General features: G+C 59.4%; 21 protein-coding genes. 9 read left to right on the top strand and 12 right to left on the bottom strand.

Annotated elements, in window-relative coordinates:
- Window positions 1-74: 74 nt before the first annotated feature.
- The gene (locus ACZ5YA_RS22115; protein WP_464091244.1) at window positions 75-1616 is read right to left on the bottom strand and encodes a helix-turn-helix transcriptional regulator; all 1542 of its coding nucleotides are present in this window, start codon (window positions 1614-1616) and stop codon (window positions 75-77) included.
- A 154-nt stretch (window positions 1617-1770) separates the two neighbouring features.
- Between ACZ5YA_RS22115 and ACZ5YA_RS22110 the strand changes: the two genes are divergently transcribed.
- The gene (locus tag ACZ5YA_RS22110; RefSeq protein WP_419341769.1) at window positions 1771-2022 is read left to right on the top strand and encodes a hypothetical protein; all 252 of its coding nucleotides are present in this window, start codon (window positions 1771-1773) and stop codon (window positions 2020-2022) included.
- An 87-nt stretch (window positions 2023-2109) separates the two neighbouring features.
- Here the strand turns inward: ACZ5YA_RS22110 and ACZ5YA_RS22105 are convergent, their stop codons facing one another.
- A complete protein-coding gene (locus tag ACZ5YA_RS22105) occupies window positions 2110-3075 on the bottom strand; it encodes a Bug family tripartite tricarboxylate transporter substrate binding protein (protein ID WP_119449803.1) in 966 nt (321 codons plus the stop codon).
- Window positions 3076-3286: 211 nt separating this feature from the next.
- Here ACZ5YA_RS22105 and ACZ5YA_RS22100 point away from each other — a divergent pair, with 211 nt between their 5' ends.
- Both ACZ5YA_RS22100 and ACZ5YA_RS22095 read left to right on the top strand, forming a co-directional pair.
- On the top strand, window positions 3287-4480 hold the full coding sequence (locus ACZ5YA_RS22100; RefSeq protein ID WP_175163036.1) for an acetylornithine transaminase: 1194 nt from the start codon (window positions 3287-3289) through the stop codon (window positions 4478-4480).
- A gap of 160 nt (window positions 4481-4640) precedes the next feature.
- A complete protein-coding gene (locus ACZ5YA_RS22095) occupies window positions 4641-4970 on the top strand; it encodes a YegP family protein (RefSeq protein ID WP_118934964.1) in 330 nt (109 codons plus the stop codon).
- 88 nt (window positions 4971-5058) lie between these two features.
- On the opposite strand, the gene ACZ5YA_RS22090 is transcribed toward ACZ5YA_RS22095, so the two are convergent.
- Entirely contained in the window at window positions 5059-6426 is a 1368-nt protein-coding gene (locus tag ACZ5YA_RS22090; protein ID WP_464091243.1) for a Fic family protein, read from the bottom strand.
- A gap of 537 nt (window positions 6427-6963) precedes the next feature.
- Between ACZ5YA_RS22090 and ACZ5YA_RS22085 the strand changes: the two genes are divergently transcribed.
- Complete coding sequence (locus ACZ5YA_RS22085; protein WP_464091242.1) at window positions 6964-7317, top strand: helix-turn-helix domain-containing protein; 354 nt, start codon at window positions 6964-6966, stop codon at window positions 7315-7317.
- 338 nt (window positions 7318-7655) lie between these two features.
- Here the strand turns inward: ACZ5YA_RS22085 and ACZ5YA_RS22080 are convergent, their stop codons facing one another.
- The 3 genes from ACZ5YA_RS22080 to ACZ5YA_RS22070 form a co-directional block, all read right to left on the bottom strand.
- Complete coding sequence (locus ACZ5YA_RS22080) at window positions 7656-8171, bottom strand: GNAT family N-acetyltransferase (RefSeq protein ID WP_464091241.1); 516 nt, start codon at window positions 8169-8171, stop codon at window positions 7656-7658.
- A gap of 79 nt (window positions 8172-8250) precedes the next feature.
- Window positions 8251-8883 (bottom strand): hypothetical protein, encoded by a 633-nt coding sequence (locus ACZ5YA_RS22075; RefSeq protein WP_464091240.1) that lies wholly within the window; start codon window positions 8881-8883, stop codon window positions 8251-8253.
- A 7-nt stretch (window positions 8884-8890) separates the two neighbouring features.
- Window positions 8891-9916 (bottom strand): hypothetical protein, encoded by a 1026-nt coding sequence (locus tag ACZ5YA_RS22070; protein WP_464091239.1) that lies wholly within the window; start codon window positions 9914-9916, stop codon window positions 8891-8893.
- Between the two features lie 421 nt (window positions 9917-10337).
- Between ACZ5YA_RS22070 and ACZ5YA_RS22065 the strand changes: the two genes are divergently transcribed.
- Window positions 10338-10922, top strand: a complete 585-nt coding sequence (locus ACZ5YA_RS22065; RefSeq protein WP_464091238.1) for a sce7726 family protein — start codon at window positions 10338-10340, stop codon at window positions 10920-10922.
- On the opposite strand, the gene ACZ5YA_RS22060 is transcribed toward ACZ5YA_RS22065, so the two are convergent.
- Window positions 10900-11955, bottom strand: a complete 1056-nt coding sequence (locus ACZ5YA_RS22060) for a beta family protein (RefSeq protein ID WP_464091237.1) — start codon at window positions 11953-11955, stop codon at window positions 10900-10902. The genes ACZ5YA_RS22065 and ACZ5YA_RS22060 overlap by 23 nt on opposite strands.
- A gap of 688 nt (window positions 11956-12643) precedes the next feature.
- Here ACZ5YA_RS22060 and ACZ5YA_RS22055 point away from each other — a divergent pair.
- Window positions 12644-12976: a hypothetical protein gene (locus ACZ5YA_RS22055; RefSeq protein WP_464091236.1), complete on the top strand. Its 333-nt coding sequence runs from the start codon at window positions 12644-12646 to the stop codon at window positions 12974-12976.
- A gap of 41 nt (window positions 12977-13017) precedes the next feature.
- On the opposite strand, the gene ACZ5YA_RS22050 is transcribed toward ACZ5YA_RS22055, so the two are convergent.
- The 4 genes from ACZ5YA_RS22050 to ACZ5YA_RS22035 all read right to left on the bottom strand — a co-directional run bounded on the left by ACZ5YA_RS22050 (window position 13018) and on the right by ACZ5YA_RS22035 (window position 15143).
- Window positions 13018-13575 (bottom strand): sugar O-acetyltransferase, encoded by a 558-nt coding sequence (locus tag ACZ5YA_RS22050; protein ID WP_059376551.1) that lies wholly within the window; start codon window positions 13573-13575, stop codon window positions 13018-13020.
- A complete protein-coding gene (locus tag ACZ5YA_RS22045) occupies window positions 13565-14059 on the bottom strand; it encodes a hypothetical protein (protein ID WP_464091235.1) in 495 nt (164 codons plus the stop codon). Before ACZ5YA_RS22045 ends, ACZ5YA_RS22050 begins: the two co-directional genes overlap by 11 nt.
- Before the next feature lie 15 nt (window positions 14060-14074).
- Window positions 14075-14449: a glutaredoxin family protein gene (locus ACZ5YA_RS22040; RefSeq protein WP_118934035.1), complete on the bottom strand. Its 375-nt coding sequence runs from the start codon at window positions 14447-14449 to the stop codon at window positions 14075-14077.
- A 157-nt stretch (window positions 14450-14606) separates the two neighbouring features.
- Entirely contained in the window at window positions 14607-15143 is a 537-nt protein-coding gene (locus tag ACZ5YA_RS22035; RefSeq protein WP_118934036.1) for a DUF4189 domain-containing protein, read from the bottom strand.
- A 132-nt stretch (window positions 15144-15275) separates the two neighbouring features.
- Here ACZ5YA_RS22035 and ACZ5YA_RS22030 point away from each other — a divergent pair, with 132 nt between their 5' ends.
- Both ACZ5YA_RS22030 and ACZ5YA_RS22025 read left to right on the top strand, forming a co-directional pair.
- Window positions 15276-15491 carry a hypothetical protein gene (locus tag ACZ5YA_RS22030; protein WP_464091234.1) on the top strand — a complete coding sequence of 72 codons (216 nt, stop codon included), beginning with the start codon at window positions 15276-15278 and terminating at the stop codon, window positions 15489-15491.
- 67 nt (window positions 15492-15558) lie between these two features.
- Window positions 15559-15954: a YkvA family protein gene (locus ACZ5YA_RS22025; protein WP_464091233.1), complete on the top strand. Its 396-nt coding sequence runs from the start codon at window positions 15559-15561 to the stop codon at window positions 15952-15954.
- 25 nt (window positions 15955-15979) lie between these two features.
- On the opposite strand, the gene ACZ5YA_RS22020 is transcribed toward ACZ5YA_RS22025, so the two are convergent.
- Window positions 15980-16690 carry a hypothetical protein gene (locus tag ACZ5YA_RS22020; RefSeq protein WP_464091232.1) on the bottom strand — a complete coding sequence of 237 codons (711 nt, stop codon included), beginning with the start codon at window positions 16688-16690 and terminating at the stop codon, window positions 15980-15982.
- A 199-nt stretch (window positions 16691-16889) separates the two neighbouring features.
- Here ACZ5YA_RS22020 and ACZ5YA_RS22015 point away from each other — a divergent pair, with 199 nt between their 5' ends.
- Complete coding sequence (locus tag ACZ5YA_RS22015; protein WP_251878450.1) at window positions 16890-17363, top strand: DUF2846 domain-containing protein; 474 nt, start codon at window positions 16890-16892, stop codon at window positions 17361-17363.
- Window positions 17364-17637: the final 274 nt, after the last annotated feature.

The raw sequence follows: 17637 nt of genomic DNA, 5'->3' as shown, positions 1-17637 counted from the left end.
TGCGGACGAACCCACTATAGGAAGCGCATGGCGCGCGTGTAAGAAGCGCGCGCATCAGATCGACTGGTACTTTTCTACCGAATCCTGTGGACCTGCCTTGTAGTCTGCTTGCCGGGCTGTTTCTGTGCCTGTTTGCGTGCCGGCTTTTCATATCCCACGATGCCGCGCTGCCGCGCCCAGATGATGGCGGCGCTGCGCCGGTGCACGTCCAGCTTGCTGTATAGCGCCGCCACATGATTGCGCACCGTGTTGCGCGACAGATGCAGGCTGGCCGCAATCTCGGGATCCGTGTGACCCTGGCACATCAGGCCCAGGATCTCGCGCTCGCGCGGCGTCAGGTCGGCCAATTCGCTCTGCCCCTGCGGGGCGCCCTGGGGCGTGCGGATCTGCGCCAGCTTCTCGATGACGGTGCGGCTGAACCACGAGGTGTCCTGCATCACCGTCTCGATCGCCTCCATCAGCTCGACCTCGTTGCGCTTGCGTTCGGTAATGTCCTGGATCGCCGCCAGCACGCAGGGCTGGTCCTGGATCGACACCGGTGCGGCCGACACCAGGCAGTCCAGCAATGCGCCGTCGCGTGTGCGCAGCGCCATCTCCTGGCTGCGTACGCTGGCGCCCTGCTCCAGCGAGGCCATGGCGCGGTCATAGGCTTGCGGGTCCGTCCATAGCTGCGCCAGCGCATCTTCATCGCGCGCCAAGGTCTTGGCGTCGTAGCCGGTGGTCGCGACGAAGGCATCGTTGACCTCCAGCAGCTTGCCTGCCGTGGTGCTCAGCGTCATGGGCACGGGCGCAAGACGGAACGCCGTGGCGAAGCGCTGTTCGCTATCGCGCAGCGCCGTCTCGGCCTTGCGGCGCGGCTCCAGGTCGTTGAAGGTGAACAGCATGCAGGGCTGCTCCGCGACCTCGATGGGCTGGCCCGCCACGATCACTAGCTTGTCGCTGCCGCCCTGCACCGCGATGATGGTTTCCGTCTGCGGAATCGTCGTCCCTTCGGCCAGCCGGTGCAGCGCATCCTCGCGCTGCGGCGTGTCGCCCAGCACGTCCAGCTGGCGCAGCGTCTTGCCCAGCACTTGTTCGCGCGTGTAGCCCGTCATGGCCAGAAAACCGTCATTGACCTTGATGTGCCGCAGATCCGCCAGCGAGCAGATCACGGCCGGCGCGGGATTGGCGTTGAAGGTGCGTTCAAAGCGCTCTTCCGCGCTGTATTGCTCGGTCACATCCAGCAGCACCAGCACCATGCCTTCAGCCGCGCCCTGCGCATCGCGCAGCACCAGGTTGCGCACCTGGTGCATGCGGCTTAAATCCGGATCGCGGCGGCTGGTCACTTCCACCACCACGTCCTTGAAAGCCTCGCCCGCCAGCGCGCGGTCCAGCGGATACTGCGCCGCGCGCAAGGCGCGACGGTTGCGGTAACGCAGCGCAAATGCCTTGCGGTAGCCGACGGCGGTGCCGCCCAGCGCGGCAAGATCCGTCACGCCGTGCATGGCCAGCGCCGTGTCGTTGGCCCAGACGATACGGCGGTCCTGGTCCAGCAGGATGATGCCCTCGATCAGGCCGTCGATGATTTCCAGCAGATGGCGGCGTTCCGTGGTGAACGCCGTGGCAGTCTTCTTCATTCCGGCTCCTGGTTGAGCAAGAGATAAGAAGAAAGTACTAGATAAAGTCGTCCCGCGTGATCTGGGCGAGCGCGAACATGGCTTCTATCGTGGGCTTGCACGATACGCGTGCCGCTGCGCGTGAGCGCTACACGTGAATCTTCAGGAGACATCCATGAACACGAACCAGAAGCCCGGCGATCCCGCCTACCAACCCGGCATCGACCCGTCCCAGCGCCCCGGACAGGAACCCGGCGACACGCCGGAAAAGCAGGCACCCGGCCAGGTGCCGGGCAAGCCTGGCCCGGATGATATTGATCCGGGCCGCATGCCGCCGGAAGTGCCCGGCAATCCGGGGCAACCTGCGGAAGAACCCAGGCAACCGGGTGAGCCCGGACGGCCGGGCCAGCCGGGTGATCCGGCTTAAGCCGTCATCGCTTTACCTCAGCCCATCATGCAAACCGCCCCGGCGATGCGGGGCGGTTTGCTGCTGGCATGGCGTCTTGCGCGTCCGTCAGTCGACCTGAGCGCCTGACTGCTTCACCGCCTCGCCCCACTTCTTCACTTCGCCGGCAATGAAAGTGCCGGTCGCATCAGGCGTCAGCGGCATCGGCTCCGCGCCGCGGTCGCGGAAAAACTTCTGCATGTCCGGCGAATTCAGCACCTGGCCGATCTGCTTGCTCAGATAGCCCGTAACCTCGGCCGGCGTATCGCGCGGCGCCAGCACTGCTGCCCAGCCGATCGCTTCGAAACCCGGATAACCCGATTCCGCCACGGTCGGCACATCAGGCAGCTGCGGCAGCCGCTTGGCCGTCGTCACCGCCAGCGCCACCGCCTTCTTGCTCTGCACATGCGGCAGGCCGGCGGTCACCGAGTCCACCATCAACGGCACCTGGTGCCCCAGGAAATCCGCCTGCGCCGGGCCGCTGCCCTTGTACGGAATGTGGCGGATGTCGATGTTCGCCGCCGCCTTGAACATCTCGGCCGACAAATGCTGCGTGCCGCCGATGCCCGCGCTGGCATAGGCCAGCTCGCCCGGATTGGCGCGCGCCTGCGTCACCAGCTGCTTGAGCGAGGTAATCCCCGAAGCCGGCGTCGCCAGGAACATCAGCGGCACCGAGAACACCCCCGACACCGGCGCGAAGTCCTTGGTCAGGCTGTAATTGATGGTCTTGTACAGCGTCTGGTTCACCGCCGCGGCAGAGCCCGCGATCACCAGCGTATAGCCGTCCGGCGTCGCGCGCGCCGCCTGCTCCATCCCAATGTTGCTGCCCGCGCCCGCGCGGTTCTCCACCACGATGGGCTGCTTGACGGCCGCGCCCAGCTTTTCGGCCAGCGCGCGCGCAAAGATATCGGTCGCCTGCCCGGGCGGGAACGGCACGATCAGGCGGATGGGGCGCTCGGGATAATCGGCATGCGCGGTCGCCGCGGCCGTCGCCAGCGCCAGGCCGGCGGCAAGACTGGAAAGAATACGTTTCATGATTGGTCAGTAAAAAGCGACAAAAGGGCTGCGCGCGGGGTCGCGCCTGTTGCATAAAATAGAGCGCCCGCGTTGTCTGCCCTTTTGAGGCGGCCCGGGGCGGATCGGCTGGGGGTGCGTCACGATAGCATCCCCCCGTCGGTGCTAAATTCGCCTATTGGCATCGTCCAATTACTTTTAATCCCTGTTCTCTCATTCCGCAGGAACCGCCATGGAATTCAGCCAGTTCAAGACCAACGCCCTCATGGAGATCACCTCCCGCCCGGACCTCGTGTTCGTGCGCGGCCAGGGATCCTGGCTGGAGGATCACGCGGGCAAGCGATACCTGGACTTCGTCCAGGGCTGGGCCGTCAACACCCTGGGCCACTGCGCCCCGGAAATGCAAAAGGCCCTGCTGGACCAGTCCAAGCTGCTGATGAACCCCTCGCCGGCGTTCTACAACCTGCCCTCCATCGAACTGGCCGAGCGCCTCACCGGCGCCTCGGTCTTCGACCGCGTCTTCTTCGCCAACAGCGGCGGCGAAGCCAACGAAGGCGCCATCAAGCTGGCGCGCAAATGGGGCCAGGTCAATAAGAACGGCGCCTACAAGATCATCACCATGAACCACGGCTTCCACGGCCGCACGCTGGCCACCATGTCCGCGTCCGGCAAGCCGGGCTGGGACAAGATGTTCGCCCCGCAGGTCGAAGGCTTCCCCAAGGCCGAAATCAACGACCTGGAATCCGTGCGCAAGCTGATCGACGACCAGACCGTCGCCATCATGCTCGAACCCGTGCAAGGCGAAGCCGGCGTCATCCCCGCCACCAAGGAATTCATGCAAGGCCTGCGCAAGCTGGCCGACGAGCACAAGCTGCTGTTCATCGTTGATGAAGTGCAGACGGGCATGGGGCGTACGGGCACCATGTTTGCCTACCAGCAATCGGACGTTGTGCCGGACATCATGACGCTGGCCAAGGGTATTGGCGGCGGCGTGCCGCTGGCTGCGCTGTTGGCTCGTCAGGAAGTTTGCGTGTTCTCGCATGGTGACCAGGGCGGCACGTACAACGGCAATCCGCTGATGGCTGCTGTTGGCGTTGCAGTGTTTGATGCGTTGGCTGCGCCGGGCTTCATGGAGTCGGTCAACGCTCGCGCCAAGCAATTGTCCGAAGGCCTGCTGGCTCTGTCGGCTAAGTGGGGCATGAAGGGCGAGCGTGGGATGGGTCTGCTGCGTGCGCTGGTGATGGATCGTGATGATGGTCCTGCCATCGTTGAGGCTGCGCGTAATCTGGCGCCTAATGGCCTGCTGCTGAATGCGCCGCGCGGAAACCTGCTGCGCTTCATGCCTGCGTTGAATGTGACGGCTGAGGAAATCGATACGATGCTGGCGCAGTTGGATGGGCTGATTGCTCAGGTGCGTAAGGCGTAATTGACGCGATACGTTGAGCAGTGACGATGAGGGCCGCGATTAGCGGCCCTTTTCTTTGGTATGTCCTGTACGTAATGCATGGACTATCATCAAGCGGCATTCATGTGTGTGCATCGCAGTATCGACCCATTGTTGAACTAGCCAGATATTGGAGGTTTCCATGAGCGGTTACTACGAGTTGAAGCGCAGCGGCGATCAGTACATGTTCAATCTGAAAGCCGGGAATCATGAAGTCATTCTTACGAGCGAGCGCTACACCACTAAAGCTAGTGCTCAGGATGGCATCGCGTCTGTCCGCCAGAATTCACCGATCGATGAGCGCTATCAGCGCAAGACGGCTACCAACGGTTCGCCTTATTTCTCGTTGAGCGCGGCGAATGGGCAGTCCATTGGACGCAGTGAAATGTACTCGAGTGCAGCGGCTCGGGACGCCGGGATTGCGTCTGTGAAGGCTAATGGGCCAAGCACTGTAGTGAAAGACAATACCTGAGTGGTTGGGGTGCAAGCCCTTATGCGCATCCATCGGTGTCGGGACTAGAGAGCCGCAATGTTTGCGGCTCTTGTTCCGCTGGTTTGCATCAATGCGGCCGCCCGGCCTCGACCCATTGTTGCACCAGATCCATCGACAAGCGATAGCGCGCGCAGTTGTACACATCCAGTATGCGCAGTTCTTGCGCCAGTATCGGGCGGAATAATTGAATATCGTCTTCGGACAAGCCCAGCGCCGCTGTTGCGGCGTCGGCGGTTTGCTGCTCACGTAGTACCCGGCCAATCGCTTCGTTCAGCTTTTCCCGGAATCGGAATCGCACCGGATTCGGCACGCCCGCAGCGTTCAGTTGCACGGCGTACTTGCGGATCGAACGCCGATAGGCCCAGGCGAACAACTCCGCCGCCAGCGTCACGTCGCCGTATTCATAGACTCCCAACATGGCGTGGACGTAGTCCTGTACCTCTACGTCCAGGAAGGACAGCGGCGCGCAGTTGTAAAGCATCAGCGGAATGTTGGCCGCCAGGCGGCTGGTCCGCTTGTTGCCGTCCTCGAAAGGCTGTAGATATGCAAGGTTCACCCACAGAAAGAATGCCGCTTCGACCGGGTTCTTGATAAGCCGAGCTTTCTCCACAATCTGGTCGAACATTTCCTGCAGCAACAAGGGCGCCTGGAGCGGCACGTAAGTCGTGTCCCCGATGTTGACCACGATCTGGCGGATGCGGCCCAGGCCGTCGGTATTGGCCAATAGTTCCTCCAGCAGGATCGCGTGAAGGTTGCCGATCACGGCGGACGTCAGGCCATATGCGGGGACCGCATCGACCAGGAACTCGATGGCCCTCTTATGGTTGAGCAGCATCACTGCATCCAGATCTTCCCCGGCCATTCCGTGCTTGAAGAGTTCCTGCGCGGCCAACAAGGAATACCGGTTGCCTTCCAGTCGAGAGGATGACCAGGACAGGTCGAGCAGCAGCGGCTCCAGTACGCGACGCGCGTAAGTCCCGGCTGGAGACTGACCTGGCATGCGGCCTTCGTCGGCCAAGTCTTGAGCTAACGAAGGCGGCAACAGGGAGCTCTGGTTTGGCACATAGCTTTCCACGAAGGCGCGTTCGTATCCCACAGGCGCACGCGCCGACAACGGCTGCCGAAGCCGGGCCAGCGGGGCTTGACCACGCTCAGACCAGATCATCCCAACGGCCTCGGACGCCGGCTCCGCCAGCCGCGTGGCAATGGTCGTCGGGAGCGTCGATGCGGGTGTTTCGTCCGTAATCCGGTAACGGGTTGCCCGGCCCTGTCCCTCGCGCAGCACCAATCCGGCCTTGCGCAGGTTTTCCAATTGGCGCTTCACCGTGGACCAACTGACGCCGGTTCGGTAGGCCAGTTCGCTGGAGCTCACCCAGGGCAGATTCTCGCGCTGCTGGGCGCGCAGAAACTGAAGAATGTCTTCGCGGACGGTCATGGCAAGAGCTGAAGATGTTGAATCAGCTCAATTTAGCAGTAATCAGCTCAAGAAATGAGCTGATTTGGTCTGATTTTGAGCTGATTCTCAATGCGTCCGCTCGAGGAAATCGATTGCCACGATTTCGTCACTCACGCATCAACGCCAAAACGAGTACTTTGCCGCCAACAGAGATGATTGCGGCATTCCGACATGCTTGTTATCAGAGGTGAGGCTGGTCCGATACGCCACCACGGCATCCCAACGGTTGTAGCCGCGGCGGAGCACGTTGGATGCGGGCAAGCGAGTGCTATGCGCGCATCGCTCCGCCGATGCGTCAAGTATTCAGAGAGCCGGCGGAAAATTGTAGTCTGACACCATTATTTTTCCGTTCGACGAGCGCGATCAGCGCTAGACGGCACTTACAGTAGATACTATTTCACGTTGAGCAAGGCAAATGAGCAGTCTAGTATGGTGTACGGCACGTGACGGGGAGGCGTTGGTGGTGAAACTCTGTCACTATGCACCGTTGGCGCAAAAGCCGTTCGAGATTTCACGATGTCTGTACCTATTGCATCCACGGCCAAGATTATGCGAAAGAGATTCGGCAGGTGGCTCAAGGAAGTTCGTGTCACTGCAGGTCTCACGCAATTGGACGTTGCGGCCGCACTTGACTATGCGTATCCGACAACTGTCAGTCAGATTGAACGCGGAGCCTCCGCCCTTCCTCCTGGCGAGCTTTTTCGTTGGGCAGAAGCAATAAAAATGAGCCCCCAAGAAGTCGCTGAAAAGTACCTCTATTTCATCGAACCTTTCTTGTATATAGCGCTTTACGGCAAGGATCCATATCTTGCCGAAGGTCTTCCAAAACCCGAGCCAGTCCTCATGCGGCGACTGGCTCGGAGTGGGTAGGGAGACTGTGCCTGCGTTTCCAGCTCCGCGGGTGCAGCGTACGAGATAAAGGTGTCAGTCGACATTTTTCAGTACAACGCTGGCGAAATTTTAATCTGACGCATTTTATGAGTTATCAACAATGGTGTCAGACTACAATTTTGCCGGCTTATATGTGGCGAAATTATAGTCTGGCACCATTATTTCATCGTTGTTTTGCCTGTCGAACGACCAGACCCGTGCGCCCAGCCTGGGGCGCCGCAACCAGACTATCGTCCGCTGGGGTTCGATAACGGCCGATGGCCTACGGTCGAGTTCCGACATATACATGCGACCGCTTTCCACGTTTCGACCATTGTTCACTCTTCCTGCAGGCGCCATTCAGCGGCCAGTTGACGCGGTGGCTGAATAAGACTGCCGGTCATCAAGCCGTGCGAACGCCCCCAACTCTTGCCATCGTTATAGTCGAAAGTGAACCCCAGCTTTTCCCAAAACCGGTTCCGCCTATCACGGTTATCTGAGGTCGCATCTGGCTGTATCAAATCTATCTCGACAACAGGCACCTCTGGCCTATTCTTGACCCAGCCTATTAGGAAGTGCATCAAGTAGGAACCAATGCCTATGCCACGGAACTCCTCGAGAACGTCGCGTCGCCCTTCGCCAATATCTGCATGGCCGGGATCATTGCCGTGAGGATGACTCGAAGGTTCATATGAAGCAGCCCACGACGCGACTTCAGTTCCAGATGCTAAGGAGACGCTCCCCCCCAAGTACAGAACGCTAACTTTAAGACGATCCCCCGAATCAGCAAAGGAGATGGCGAACTTGAACCACTTTTCATTGGGCCCAAAAGCGGTCAACTGATGGTCCTGCATTGAGATAGCTACCTTCTTTTGATGTCGGTACTGGCCGGAACGGAGATCGACGCAGAATTCTCACTAAGCCGCCGAGACGTCAACTAGATGAAAATTGTGCCAAAAGTGAAGGATCGTATAGCACAGCGATCTCCCGGATGTATGATGCCATTCCATCGCGAACCGACTGCTCACCCGCATCACATCGACTTCCCATGATTGCGTTCACTGCTTTGTCTAGCTGCTTGGCGGGACAGACCCGCTCCCGAAGCCACGCTAGCCCGTGAACGTCCAACAACCGCAACAGCACCTGCTCAATTAAGATCACACGTCCGGCGAGCTGGACTCGCGTGCTTTCCGGCAGAGCTGACAACGAACGCAAGGCACGCTTATCACCGGTAAGCACGTATACGTGAGGGTGTGATATCACCTCAGAAAAGAGGAGCGCCTCACCTGGATCGATTCCATTGATGTTTTCAAACTCCACCAGCGCAGAATCATCAATTTCTGCCAGCGCGCCCATCTTCTCAATCGCTTGTAGAGCAAGCGTCGCAGCCTCTGTGTTCTGGAAGAGCTTTCCGTCGGCCTTCTTGGTACTGCTCATGGCACGAAACCTCAACGAGGTCACGGTTGCGCAGTCAGAGACAGAACATCCCAACACACTCGGACTTTCAAGGAGGACTTGCCAGTTAGCAAGTTTTGCCACCGCATCCACATCCACCAGTAGCTTCATGGAAAACCTAAGCAGCTGTCCGATTCCAACCGGTCACTTGCTCGACCAGGTCTTGCAGATCGTCCGCAACAAGATCGAGATCCAGGTGTTTCTTGAAATGAGCCAGAAGCAATGACTCCGGATCCAAGTCTTCTCTAAGAAACCCGAATGCGGTTAGCACATCACCCCATCGCTTCGTGTCAAACGCGTATCTCAGAGCAAAGTGCCCAGCTTCGATCTTGTTGCGTTGACTCGCTTGACGGGCGCGTACTGCGATCTCAACTGGAGCAAGGTGTGTCGGCCAGGACTTAATCTCGTTGGCAACGACCTGACCACCCATGGCTGCGAGTGCAAAGACATCTGCCTCCGCTTCCTGACGGTCTGACGAAGACTCAGTGGCGTATGTAGTTGTCTCTTGGAGAGACACGTCTATGATCGTTGAACCAGGCTTCACATGGCCCAGGGCTGTATGAGCCATTTCGTGCGCCAAGATGAAGCTCAACCATGCTTTGGAAGACTTCTTTTTGGCGATAACGATGACTGGCCGATCTTGTACTTGAAGAACGGCCCCATCCATTTTTCTCATGCCGACAGGCAAATTCGGCAGAGGAATTACGGGGATACCATGCTTCCAACATAGAGCTAGCAAAGATTCAAACCCTAGGACACCCGAGCCCAACTCACGGGCTGCCGCTTGCATCTCGTTCGGGTCTGCGGGGAGAGGCACGTACTTGTCTGTCATCGCGGCCAGAATGGCCTGTGCTAACGATGACGCGACGAATGTCGCGGCCGACAATTGATCATCGCGAACATTGACTCGGTGCTTGAAAGCAAGACTCGATACCGCACCTTTCGGCTGGATTTTTCCCGCCAATAGTGCCCGCAAGTCGATACTCAGTCGCCGGCTAAGGTGCAAGGCGAGCTCAGAAATTCCATCTGCGTGCTTCTCGACTTCGGGGGCCCACCAAGCGGGCAGCAGCTTGCGGGCCTGAGCGCGGGTCAGGCCGAGCTCAGCCACTGTGGAGTAAAGAGATTTTGCGGTGATCGTGGACATGTGGGCTCTCCCGCACTACTTAGTGTTTCGGTGTGCAGCCAGTACAGGGGTTAGAGCTTTGATCAGGCTTGCAAGAAGCTCCACCGACTCTGCTCTGCCATCGCAGGCTGAACGCAATGCCTGCCGGAGCTTTGGGTGGTCAGCCACATCATACTGCTCGGTTATGCCAATTATCGGAGCAATACCAGCATAGTTCAGTGCGCGTTCGATCAAAGGCGTAACAGATTTCGTGCGACCTGACATGAACCGGTGCAGAACGGGTTGGGCGATCCCGGCTCGAAGTGCAAACGCATTCACCGCGAGGCCCTCGCGGTCTAGGAACGCCTTGAGACGCTGTCGAACATCGATAACTTCGACAGAGATTGGCCTGGCTATTCTTGGCATATGTGCATAGTATAATACGCATAAGGAGTTGCCAACGATGTCGCCTTTAACCGAACAAGAAATCAGACAACGATTGCGACAACAGCTCGCTCGTCGGATCAACATGCCCGGAACATTGGCGATCGAAGAATTCGGCATTGAAGGCGGTTCCTCTCGAGTCGACATGGTCGTAGTCAGCAAGACTTTGGATGCCTTCGAGATCAAGAGTGACCTTGATAGCTTCCTTCGCTTGCGCAATCAAATCCATGCCTACAACCGCGTTTTTGACTCAATCACGCTTGTACTTGGACCGTCGCACGTTGAAGCCGCTCACACATTGATGCCCAGTTGGTGGGGCATCGCTTGCGTTGCCCGCAGCCAGCGCAAGCGTCTCACATACCGCAATATCCGAAGGGCAGCGCCCAATCCTCTGCAAGAGCTTCAAAGCTTGGCAACGCTGCTCTGGAAAGAAGAGGCGGTGGCCACTCTAGCGGCGAACAATTGTTTGCCACCAAGTGCCAGCAGGGCCAGTCGTGCTGAACTCCAAGGGCACTTGGCCGCAGGTTTGAACTTGCGCGACCTCCGCGCCTCGGTGGTTCAGCACCTTCTACATCGGCACGCTAACGCAATTGATCTGCAGTAAACACCAAGTGGTGGCTTGTCGCGTCTCGACGCCAGCTGCTGGGGTTGCCATTGCCAATTGTGCCGACCGCTGCCTTTTCATAGCGATCATCTCCGTCGCTGAAAGCCGGTCCACTATACGCGGTAGGGTCTGAAATCAGCAAATTGCAAAGCCCCCTGTACTGATTAGGAGCTCCTTTTTTGAACCCGCCCGCTTTGTAGAGCTTCCAATCCCTATCACGTGCGTAGCGAATCGCTACCGACGGATTCATCTTCGTCGGATCCACATCATCGGGGATTGGCCCAGGATGCGTGACGGTATAGTCGCCGAAGCGGAGATTCTTGTATGCCGGATCCGCTTTGAGACGCTCCCACACCCTCCATTCGACCCGCGGGATATCGAATTCTCCTTGCTTGTATCCCATCAGGTTGATGGGGAATGACCCGCCGGCAACAGTCACGCTACTGCACTGCGCCGCTAGAGCTGCGTCTATGTAGGGCACAACAGCTGCGTGCTTTGCGGCCGAATCCTCCTTTACGATCGCAAACTGATCGATCACTAAATGCAGATTCCTCTTCTTCAATCCATTATCCGTAGCAAGCTTGACCAGCGGGACAATTTGAAGGGGCTCGATGGACGTGGTTTGCAGCCTGAGGACGTAGGCACCATGATCATCAAATTTTGAAATATCAGCCGCATTGCTCATCAAGGCCGTTTCGCTGATAACAGGAACAATCCCGCACGCCACCTTACCGCTCAGGCTTTTGCAGACCATCGCAAGCAACGCAATCTGCTTAGAGTACCCTGGTGCCAGCCATCGACTATCGACGCCTACAACCTGCTCACCGGTGAAGGTGTTGTTCATCTCCTTGATGACCTTCGCAAGATACGCGGGGAGTGCGCTGCGCAAAGCCGCTCCATCATGAGCGGAATTTATTGCAGGCAATTCTAGGACTGGAAGCAATCCTGACCGCTGAGCTGGTGTTAATTTGCTAAGCGCAATTCGCTCCCCCTGCTTCCACTTCAATATAGGAAGATAGATCCACTTCGGCACGGCTGGCACCTCCTTATGTCACTCTGGCTAAGAAACCTTTTTTTAACGATGTTTTAATTAGCAATATTTTTGTGACATTAATATACACCCAGAATTATTGCTCCTCCAATTTCCGACGTTAAGACTGAATCGATAATTTTCACACCAAACCTTCGAAAACTCGTCGTCCAGCCATTTATCGATCTAGAAATAGAGCCTTTTCAACGCAGCGATAGCATTGTTGATTTGCAGGCAGAGTTGACCCACTTTTACGTTTGATTTGCATCTAATTCTGACCCACCTCGTGAACACTATCCTGCTCGGGACCCGTGCAGGAGACAAGAGTGATCGACGTGGCTCTTCTCAGCAATGACCGCTATGGGTTGTGCATTCAACCGTGATATGGGCATCGCGTTCCTGTAGCGAATTTGTCCCCCAGGCCAATTCGCGTTCCCCCTTACCGTATACTCGCCCCACTACCGCACCACCGGTAGCCCGGTTTGGAAGCCGGCAAAGTCTTTGGCGGACCGCCGCCGCGCAGGCGGCATTTTCACGTCCGAACGCCTTTGCACGTCCCTATGGGCGGGCCTTGGCGAGGGTGCGTTCGCGCACGCCGGTTTCCAAAGATGCCGGTCTTCCAACCTTGCCATGTGCCCGCCCACCCCATTTGGAAGTGGGGAGCAGGCCTAACTTGTCTTTGGAGCCTGTCATGCAATCCCATCCCCTCACCCAAAGCCCCTGGTCCGTCGAATCCGACCCCGAACTCGGCCCAGTCCCCCTCGCCCATCTCCACCACATAGACCGAGCCCGCCACGCCATCGAGGCCATAGCCCGCATGGTTGGCAACAGCGCATCCGAACCTGACGCAACCGGCGGGCAGCCATTGGACGCCTGGACGGTGGCGGCGTTGATGGGTGGAGTAGAAGGCTTGTGCGACCACCTGGGCACCTTGACCGATGCCATGCTGGTGCAGGCGCGTTTTTGCGGAGTTGATGCGGATCTCGGCGACGTCACGTACGGCGCGCCGTCGTCGATCCAGTAGCCCAACTTAGCAGCTAGAGGCGCGGCGCTCGAGCGCCCGCCCTACTCAGCAATCGACCGAATCACCCTCGCCGGATTCCCGCCCACCAGCGTATTCGCCGGCACATCCTTGGTGACGACCGAACCCGCCGCAACCACCGAGTTCTCGCCCACAGTCACGCCACCAATAACGGTCGCACCCGCCGCAATCCAGACATTCCTCTCGATCACAATGGGTTTCGCGGTGACGAAGTCGCGACGGCGTGAAGGTTCGATCGGATGGCCAGACGTGATGAGGCTGACGTTCGGCCCGATCATCACGTCATCGGCAATGCTCAACCCGCCCAAGTCATAGAAGGTGCAGTTCTGATTGACGAAGACATTGCGCCCGACGCTGATATCGGGGCCACCGGTCGTATAGAACGGCGGAATCAACAGGAAGCTCTCATCGACCGTCTTGCCGATCAGTTCGCTGAACAAGGCGCGGACTTCGGCGGCGTCGTTGAAGGTCAGGCGGTTGAGGGCGGCGGTGATCGTCATCGCGCGTTTGATGTTGGCCGTCATGGCGGCTGATTCGGGCGTTCTTCTGGGAATGATCAGGCTGCGGTCGTCATTTGCCATCTGCGGCTTTCCTTTGAGGTACGGCGTAGTCAGCGCTGGCGAGCACAAAGCCCGCACTCAACGCGGCTTCCAATTCACCCCATCCTTGGACCGATACTCCGGCGTCCCCGTGCAACACCCACCCGCGCCAAACGCTTGCCGCCCCAAGAACGCAGTCACCACCCCCCTTGCTCTCGGTCAACCGCTGCTGGACGCAGATAGTCGGCAGCAGAGAGAAGTCGCCTTCAAGCACCAGCGTCCACTTCACGTTCTCGCCTTCGGCCGGCTCGACCTTGTACACCTTGCATTCATGCACCAGCAGATGCACGGGCTGCCCTGCCAGCTCGCCCTTGAACTGCAGCTCCGGCGGCGTGTCGCGCGTGGCGATGGTTTCGGCGTTGAGTTTTGATCCGGGCGGCGCGGGCTTCAAGGACGAGGAATCGCAGCCGGCCAGCGCACCCATGGCGGCCATGGTGATGAAAAACAGGCGAGCTAGGCGGGTCATGCCTATGTGCTCCCGTCAGGCCACGTTGGCGAAGCGTTGTTCGAGGTAGGCGATGATGTCGCTGGACTCATACATCCAGCGCGTGCCTGCTGCATCGTCGATGCGCAGGCACGGCACCTTCACTTTGCCGCCGCCTGCCTGCAGTTGCGCGCGCGCTTCGGGATCGCCTTTGGCGTCGCGCAGCGCGATGGGCGCGTTCAGTTTGTGAATGGCGCGCCGCGTCTTGACGCAGAACGGGCAGGCGTGGAATTGGTAGAGCGACAGCTGGGCCGCTTCGGCGTTGACCGCGGCCTGGCCTTGCGCGGAGCGCTGTTGCGGGCGTGGGCGCGTGAGGGCGTCGCCCAACACGATGATTTGACCCAGGCCGACACGCAGGGCTTTGACTAGCATGGAGTAGGACTCGATAGGGATGGACAGGGGGCCAGTCTACCCTGCGCGATGCGTTCCGGCATTGCGTATGCAGTCAGCCATGACTGCCGCTTGTCGTGCTGCGTGACGTGGCGAATATTCCGTGTCACGTCATGGTTCGGAATTCGCAGCCGGTGCGTTACTGAATCCGTACCGGATAGCTGCAGCCGGTATAGAAGGTCTTGCAGCTCGTGCCGGTGCCCTTCTCGCAAGTCTCGATGGCCAGGGATTGCGCCAGTTCCTTGGTTTCGGCGCTGGCGGAATTCATCAACACGCCCTCGCCTTTGGGCGAAGGGCCATACACCACCGCTACGCATTGGTTGTAGTACGTGATGTTGGTCTCGCAACCTTTGCCGCCTTTGGACGCGCAATGTTCCAGCGCGGCTCGTTCGGCCTTGGCCTTGCTGGTCTTGTCGGCAGCGATGCCGACGGAGCCGGACGGCGGGTCGTAGGCGATTGCGCCCCAGCGGGTGGTCCAGCGTGGCTGGTCGGGCGCGGTTTGCGCGCCGGTGCCGCCCTGTGGGCGGGTCTGGCCGGGAATCGGCACGCATTGCTGGCCCGGCGTGCCGGCGGCGTTGGGCATGAAGCCGTCGGGGCAGCCTTGTTCGGCCTGCGCCAGGCCTGGGATGCCGAGATGCAGCATTGCCAGCAGGAAAACCAGTTTCAAAGCACGCATGTGTCGTCTCGCAGTTGTCGTGTTCTTCAATCCGGAGGGCGTGCGTCCCGCGGGCCGAGCCCGGGCAGGCAGAGCCGTCCGAAGCAAGGCGTCAGGCTGCGGATTCGCCCCGGGGAAGTGTAGTCTGACTTCTTGGTTCTCGATCCGGTCCGCACGATGGACTCGATCACGTTGACGCGCCTGCCGGCGAGCCTGGGGGACTTTCGCCAGGCGCCGGACGCAGGCAGTTTCAAGCTGCCCAAGCTGAATGAGGCGCTGCGCGACCTGGCGTACCGTGCGCCCACGCGGTACTACAAGCCGGAATCCGCGGCCGCGCCGAGCCTGATCCGGGCGGTGGGGACGGAATAGCTGCCCATGCCGCGGCTTCTGTTTCCGGTTGGCCCCTGACGGCTTCACGGCATGTCAGACTACAAGCATGAACCTCAGTGATCGCCTGAAAGCCTGGGCCAAGCGCATCAAACGCGACGGCCTGACGCTCTGGTTTGCCGGCAGGCATGCCCGCACGCCCTGGTACGCCAAGGCGCTGGGTCTGTTCGTGGTGGCCTATGCGCTCAGCCCCATCGACCTGATTCCCGACTTCATTCCCGTGCTGGGTTACGTCGATGACGTGCTGTTATTGCCCGGCCTGATCTGGCTGGCCATCAAGCTGTTGCCGCCCGATGTGCTGCAGGAATGCAGGGTTCAGGCGGATGGCTGGATGCAGTCGCAGGGCAAGAAGCCGCGCAGTGTGGCAGGCGTGGTGATGGTCGTGACGCTATGGCTGGGGATAAGTGTTGTGGCGTGGTTTTGGCTTGCGCCGTATTTCCGGTAACGCCCTGACCGGCTTGCGCGCAGAACTACGCTGAACCTTCTTCCACGAACCCCAAGGTCCTGAGTTCCGCGATCGCGCCCTTCTCCTCCTCCCGCCGCGCCTTGGGCGCGGCCAGCGAGGCGGTCAGCAGCTTGGAATGGTCGGGTGATTCGTCAAAGCTCTGCAGCACGCTGGCGATGCCCGGGAAGGCTTGAATGAAATCTGCTCCCAGCGCCTCATACCCCGGATAGCGCCCCTGTTTGTCCACGATGACCTGCGTCTGCGGATCGCGCCGGATCAGGTGCAGCGGCACGCCTTCGCAACGCAGGCCCAGCAGCTTGGCTTCGCTGATGTCCAAGGCCCAATCCGTCTCTGCATAGAAGGCGGCGCGCGCGGATGCGAACTGATCGAGGAGGCGCTCGTCCTTGCAGAACGCGGTGGGCGTCAGGTTGAGATTGAGCTTGCCGATCTTGCTCACCAGTTTGACCCGGCGAAAGAACGAGGCCCACACCAGCAGGATGGGATTGGTGGATAAGTCCTCGATCAGCACGTCTTCAAACATGCAGGGCTGGATCATCGAGTTGACGGCGCGGCATTTCGAGAGGCGCACGTTCTGCACGCGCGACATGCGCTGTGGGATCTTGACCATGGACAGCGCGCAGTTGTCGAAGGTGCAGTCGTGGAAGTGCAGATCGCTGAAGTGCGAGCTGCCCTTGTCGTAGGCCATCAGGAAGGTTGCGCCTTCGGTTCTATTCATGGGCGAGGGAGATGTCAGGCTGCGATGTCGCCGGGGACTCGTAGTCTGCCAGTTCTAATCCCGGAATAGCAGCATTTCCTACTGCGAGATAGCTTATTTGGTATTCATGTGACATTATTAGAATCTCTTGGATACATTTACCCGTTCCCCTGCGGAGGGCAGGAAGCGGCAGATAACTAAGCTGAAGAAGATGAATCACATGAATAAAAAGATGTTGAAGTTGGCGGCCGCTGCCGCTTGCGTGATGACGATCGCGGGTTGCGCCAATGTGCCGATGGCGCCAGCGGAACAAAACAAGCAGGCCAAATCGTTCCCGGCGCCGGACGAAGGAAAGTCCGGCCTGTATGTCTACCGGGATAGCTTCGTGGGTAAGGCGTTGAAGAAGGACGTGTACGTCAACGGCAAGTGCCTGGGTGAAACCGCCGACCGCGTGTTCTTCTACACGCAGGTCGCCGGCAACGAGCAGCACAAAGTTTCCACCGAGTCGGAGTTTTCGCCGAACGACCTCATGGTAATGATGGAGGCGGGCAAGAATTACTTCGTGCGCCAATTCATCAAGATGGGCGTATTCGTGGGCGGCGCCGGCGTGGAGCAGGTGACGGAAGAGGAAGGTCAGCGGGTGATCTCCAAGTCCGAAGTGAACCTGGCGGCCGAAGGCCGTTGCACGGGCTGATCGCAGTCCGCTCCCGCCGCTGTTCTTGCCTACTTGCAATGGGAACAACGATGCGTCTTGGTCTGTTGTTGGCGGCCCTGCTGTTTGCCGCGACGGCCCATGCGGCGAACTATCCCTGCTCAGGAAAGAAGGGCGGCGTGGAGCGTTGCGTCGGAGAACAGTTTCTGTGCCGCGACGGTTCGATCAGCGCATCGAAACGCGTGTGCTCAAGTCCGGATTCCAGCGCACAGCCCCTTGTTTCCAAGCCCTCGGCTTCCGGCTCGAATGGCGCATG

It is taken from the genome of Achromobacter sp. JCM 18799, assembly GCF_055395645.1.
Note: the sequence above shows the minus strand (reverse complement) of the source record. Positions and strands in the feature narration are given on the sequence as shown.

What these genes read in the sequence shown, in the direction of transcription:
- ACZ5YA_RS22095 (WP_118934964.1), top strand. Translation starts at nt 4,641, where the DNA reads ATGAGCGGTTACTACGAGTTGAAGCGCAGCGGCGATCAGTACATGTTC.
- ACZ5YA_RS22015 (WP_251878450.1), top strand. Translation starts at nt 16,890, where the DNA reads ATGAATAAAAAGATGTTGAAGTTGGCGGCCGCTGCCGCTTGCGTGATG.
- ACZ5YA_RS22090 (WP_464091243.1), bottom strand. Translation starts at nt 6,426, where the DNA reads ATGACCGTCCGCGAAGACATTCTTCAGTTTCTGCGCGCCCAGCAGCGC.
- ACZ5YA_RS22020 (WP_464091232.1), bottom strand. Translation starts at nt 16,690, where the DNA reads ATGAATAGAACCGAAGGCGCAACCTTCCTGATGGCCTACGACAAGGGC.
- ACZ5YA_RS22040 (WP_118934035.1), bottom strand. Translation starts at nt 14,449, where the DNA reads ATGCTAGTCAAAGCCCTGCGTGTCGGCCTGGGTCAAATCATCGTGTTG.
- ACZ5YA_RS22035 (WP_118934036.1), bottom strand. Translation starts at nt 15,143, where the DNA reads ATGCGTGCTTTGAAACTGGTTTTCCTGCTGGCAATGCTGCATCTCGGC.
- ACZ5YA_RS22100 (WP_175163036.1), top strand. Translation starts at nt 3,287, where the DNA reads ATGGAATTCAGCCAGTTCAAGACCAACGCCCTCATGGAGATCACCTCC.
- ACZ5YA_RS22115 (WP_464091244.1), bottom strand. Translation starts at nt 1,616, where the DNA reads ATGAAGAAGACTGCCACGGCGTTCACCACGGAACGCCGCCATCTGCTG.
- ACZ5YA_RS22110 (WP_419341769.1), top strand. Translation starts at nt 1,771, where the DNA reads ATGAACACGAACCAGAAGCCCGGCGATCCCGCCTACCAACCCGGCATC.
- ACZ5YA_RS22065 (WP_464091238.1), top strand. Translation starts at nt 10,338, where the DNA reads ATGTCGCCTTTAACCGAACAAGAAATCAGACAACGATTGCGACAACAG.
- ACZ5YA_RS22080 (WP_464091241.1), bottom strand. Translation starts at nt 8,171, where the DNA reads ATGCAGGACCATCAGTTGACCGCTTTTGGGCCCAATGAAAAGTGGTTC.
- ACZ5YA_RS22070 (WP_464091239.1), bottom strand. Translation starts at nt 9,916, where the DNA reads ATGTCCACGATCACCGCAAAATCTCTTTACTCCACAGTGGCTGAGCTC.
- ACZ5YA_RS22055 (WP_464091236.1), top strand. Translation starts at nt 12,644, where the DNA reads ATGCAATCCCATCCCCTCACCCAAAGCCCCTGGTCCGTCGAATCCGAC.
- ACZ5YA_RS22075 (WP_464091240.1), bottom strand. Translation starts at nt 8,883, where the DNA reads ATGAAGCTACTGGTGGATGTGGATGCGGTGGCAAAACTTGCTAACTGG.
- ACZ5YA_RS22105 (WP_119449803.1), bottom strand. Translation starts at nt 3,075, where the DNA reads ATGAAACGTATTCTTTCCAGTCTTGCCGCCGGCCTGGCGCTGGCGACG.
- ACZ5YA_RS22045 (WP_464091235.1), bottom strand. Translation starts at nt 14,059, where the DNA reads ATGACCCGCCTAGCTCGCCTGTTTTTCATCACCATGGCCGCCATGGGT.
- ACZ5YA_RS22025 (WP_464091233.1), top strand. Translation starts at nt 15,559, where the DNA reads ATGAACCTCAGTGATCGCCTGAAAGCCTGGGCCAAGCGCATCAAACGC.
- ACZ5YA_RS22050 (WP_059376551.1), bottom strand. Translation starts at nt 13,575, where the DNA reads ATGGCAAATGACGACCGCAGCCTGATCATTCCCAGAAGAACGCCCGAA.
- ACZ5YA_RS22085 (WP_464091242.1), top strand. Translation starts at nt 6,964, where the DNA reads ATGTCTGTACCTATTGCATCCACGGCCAAGATTATGCGAAAGAGATTC.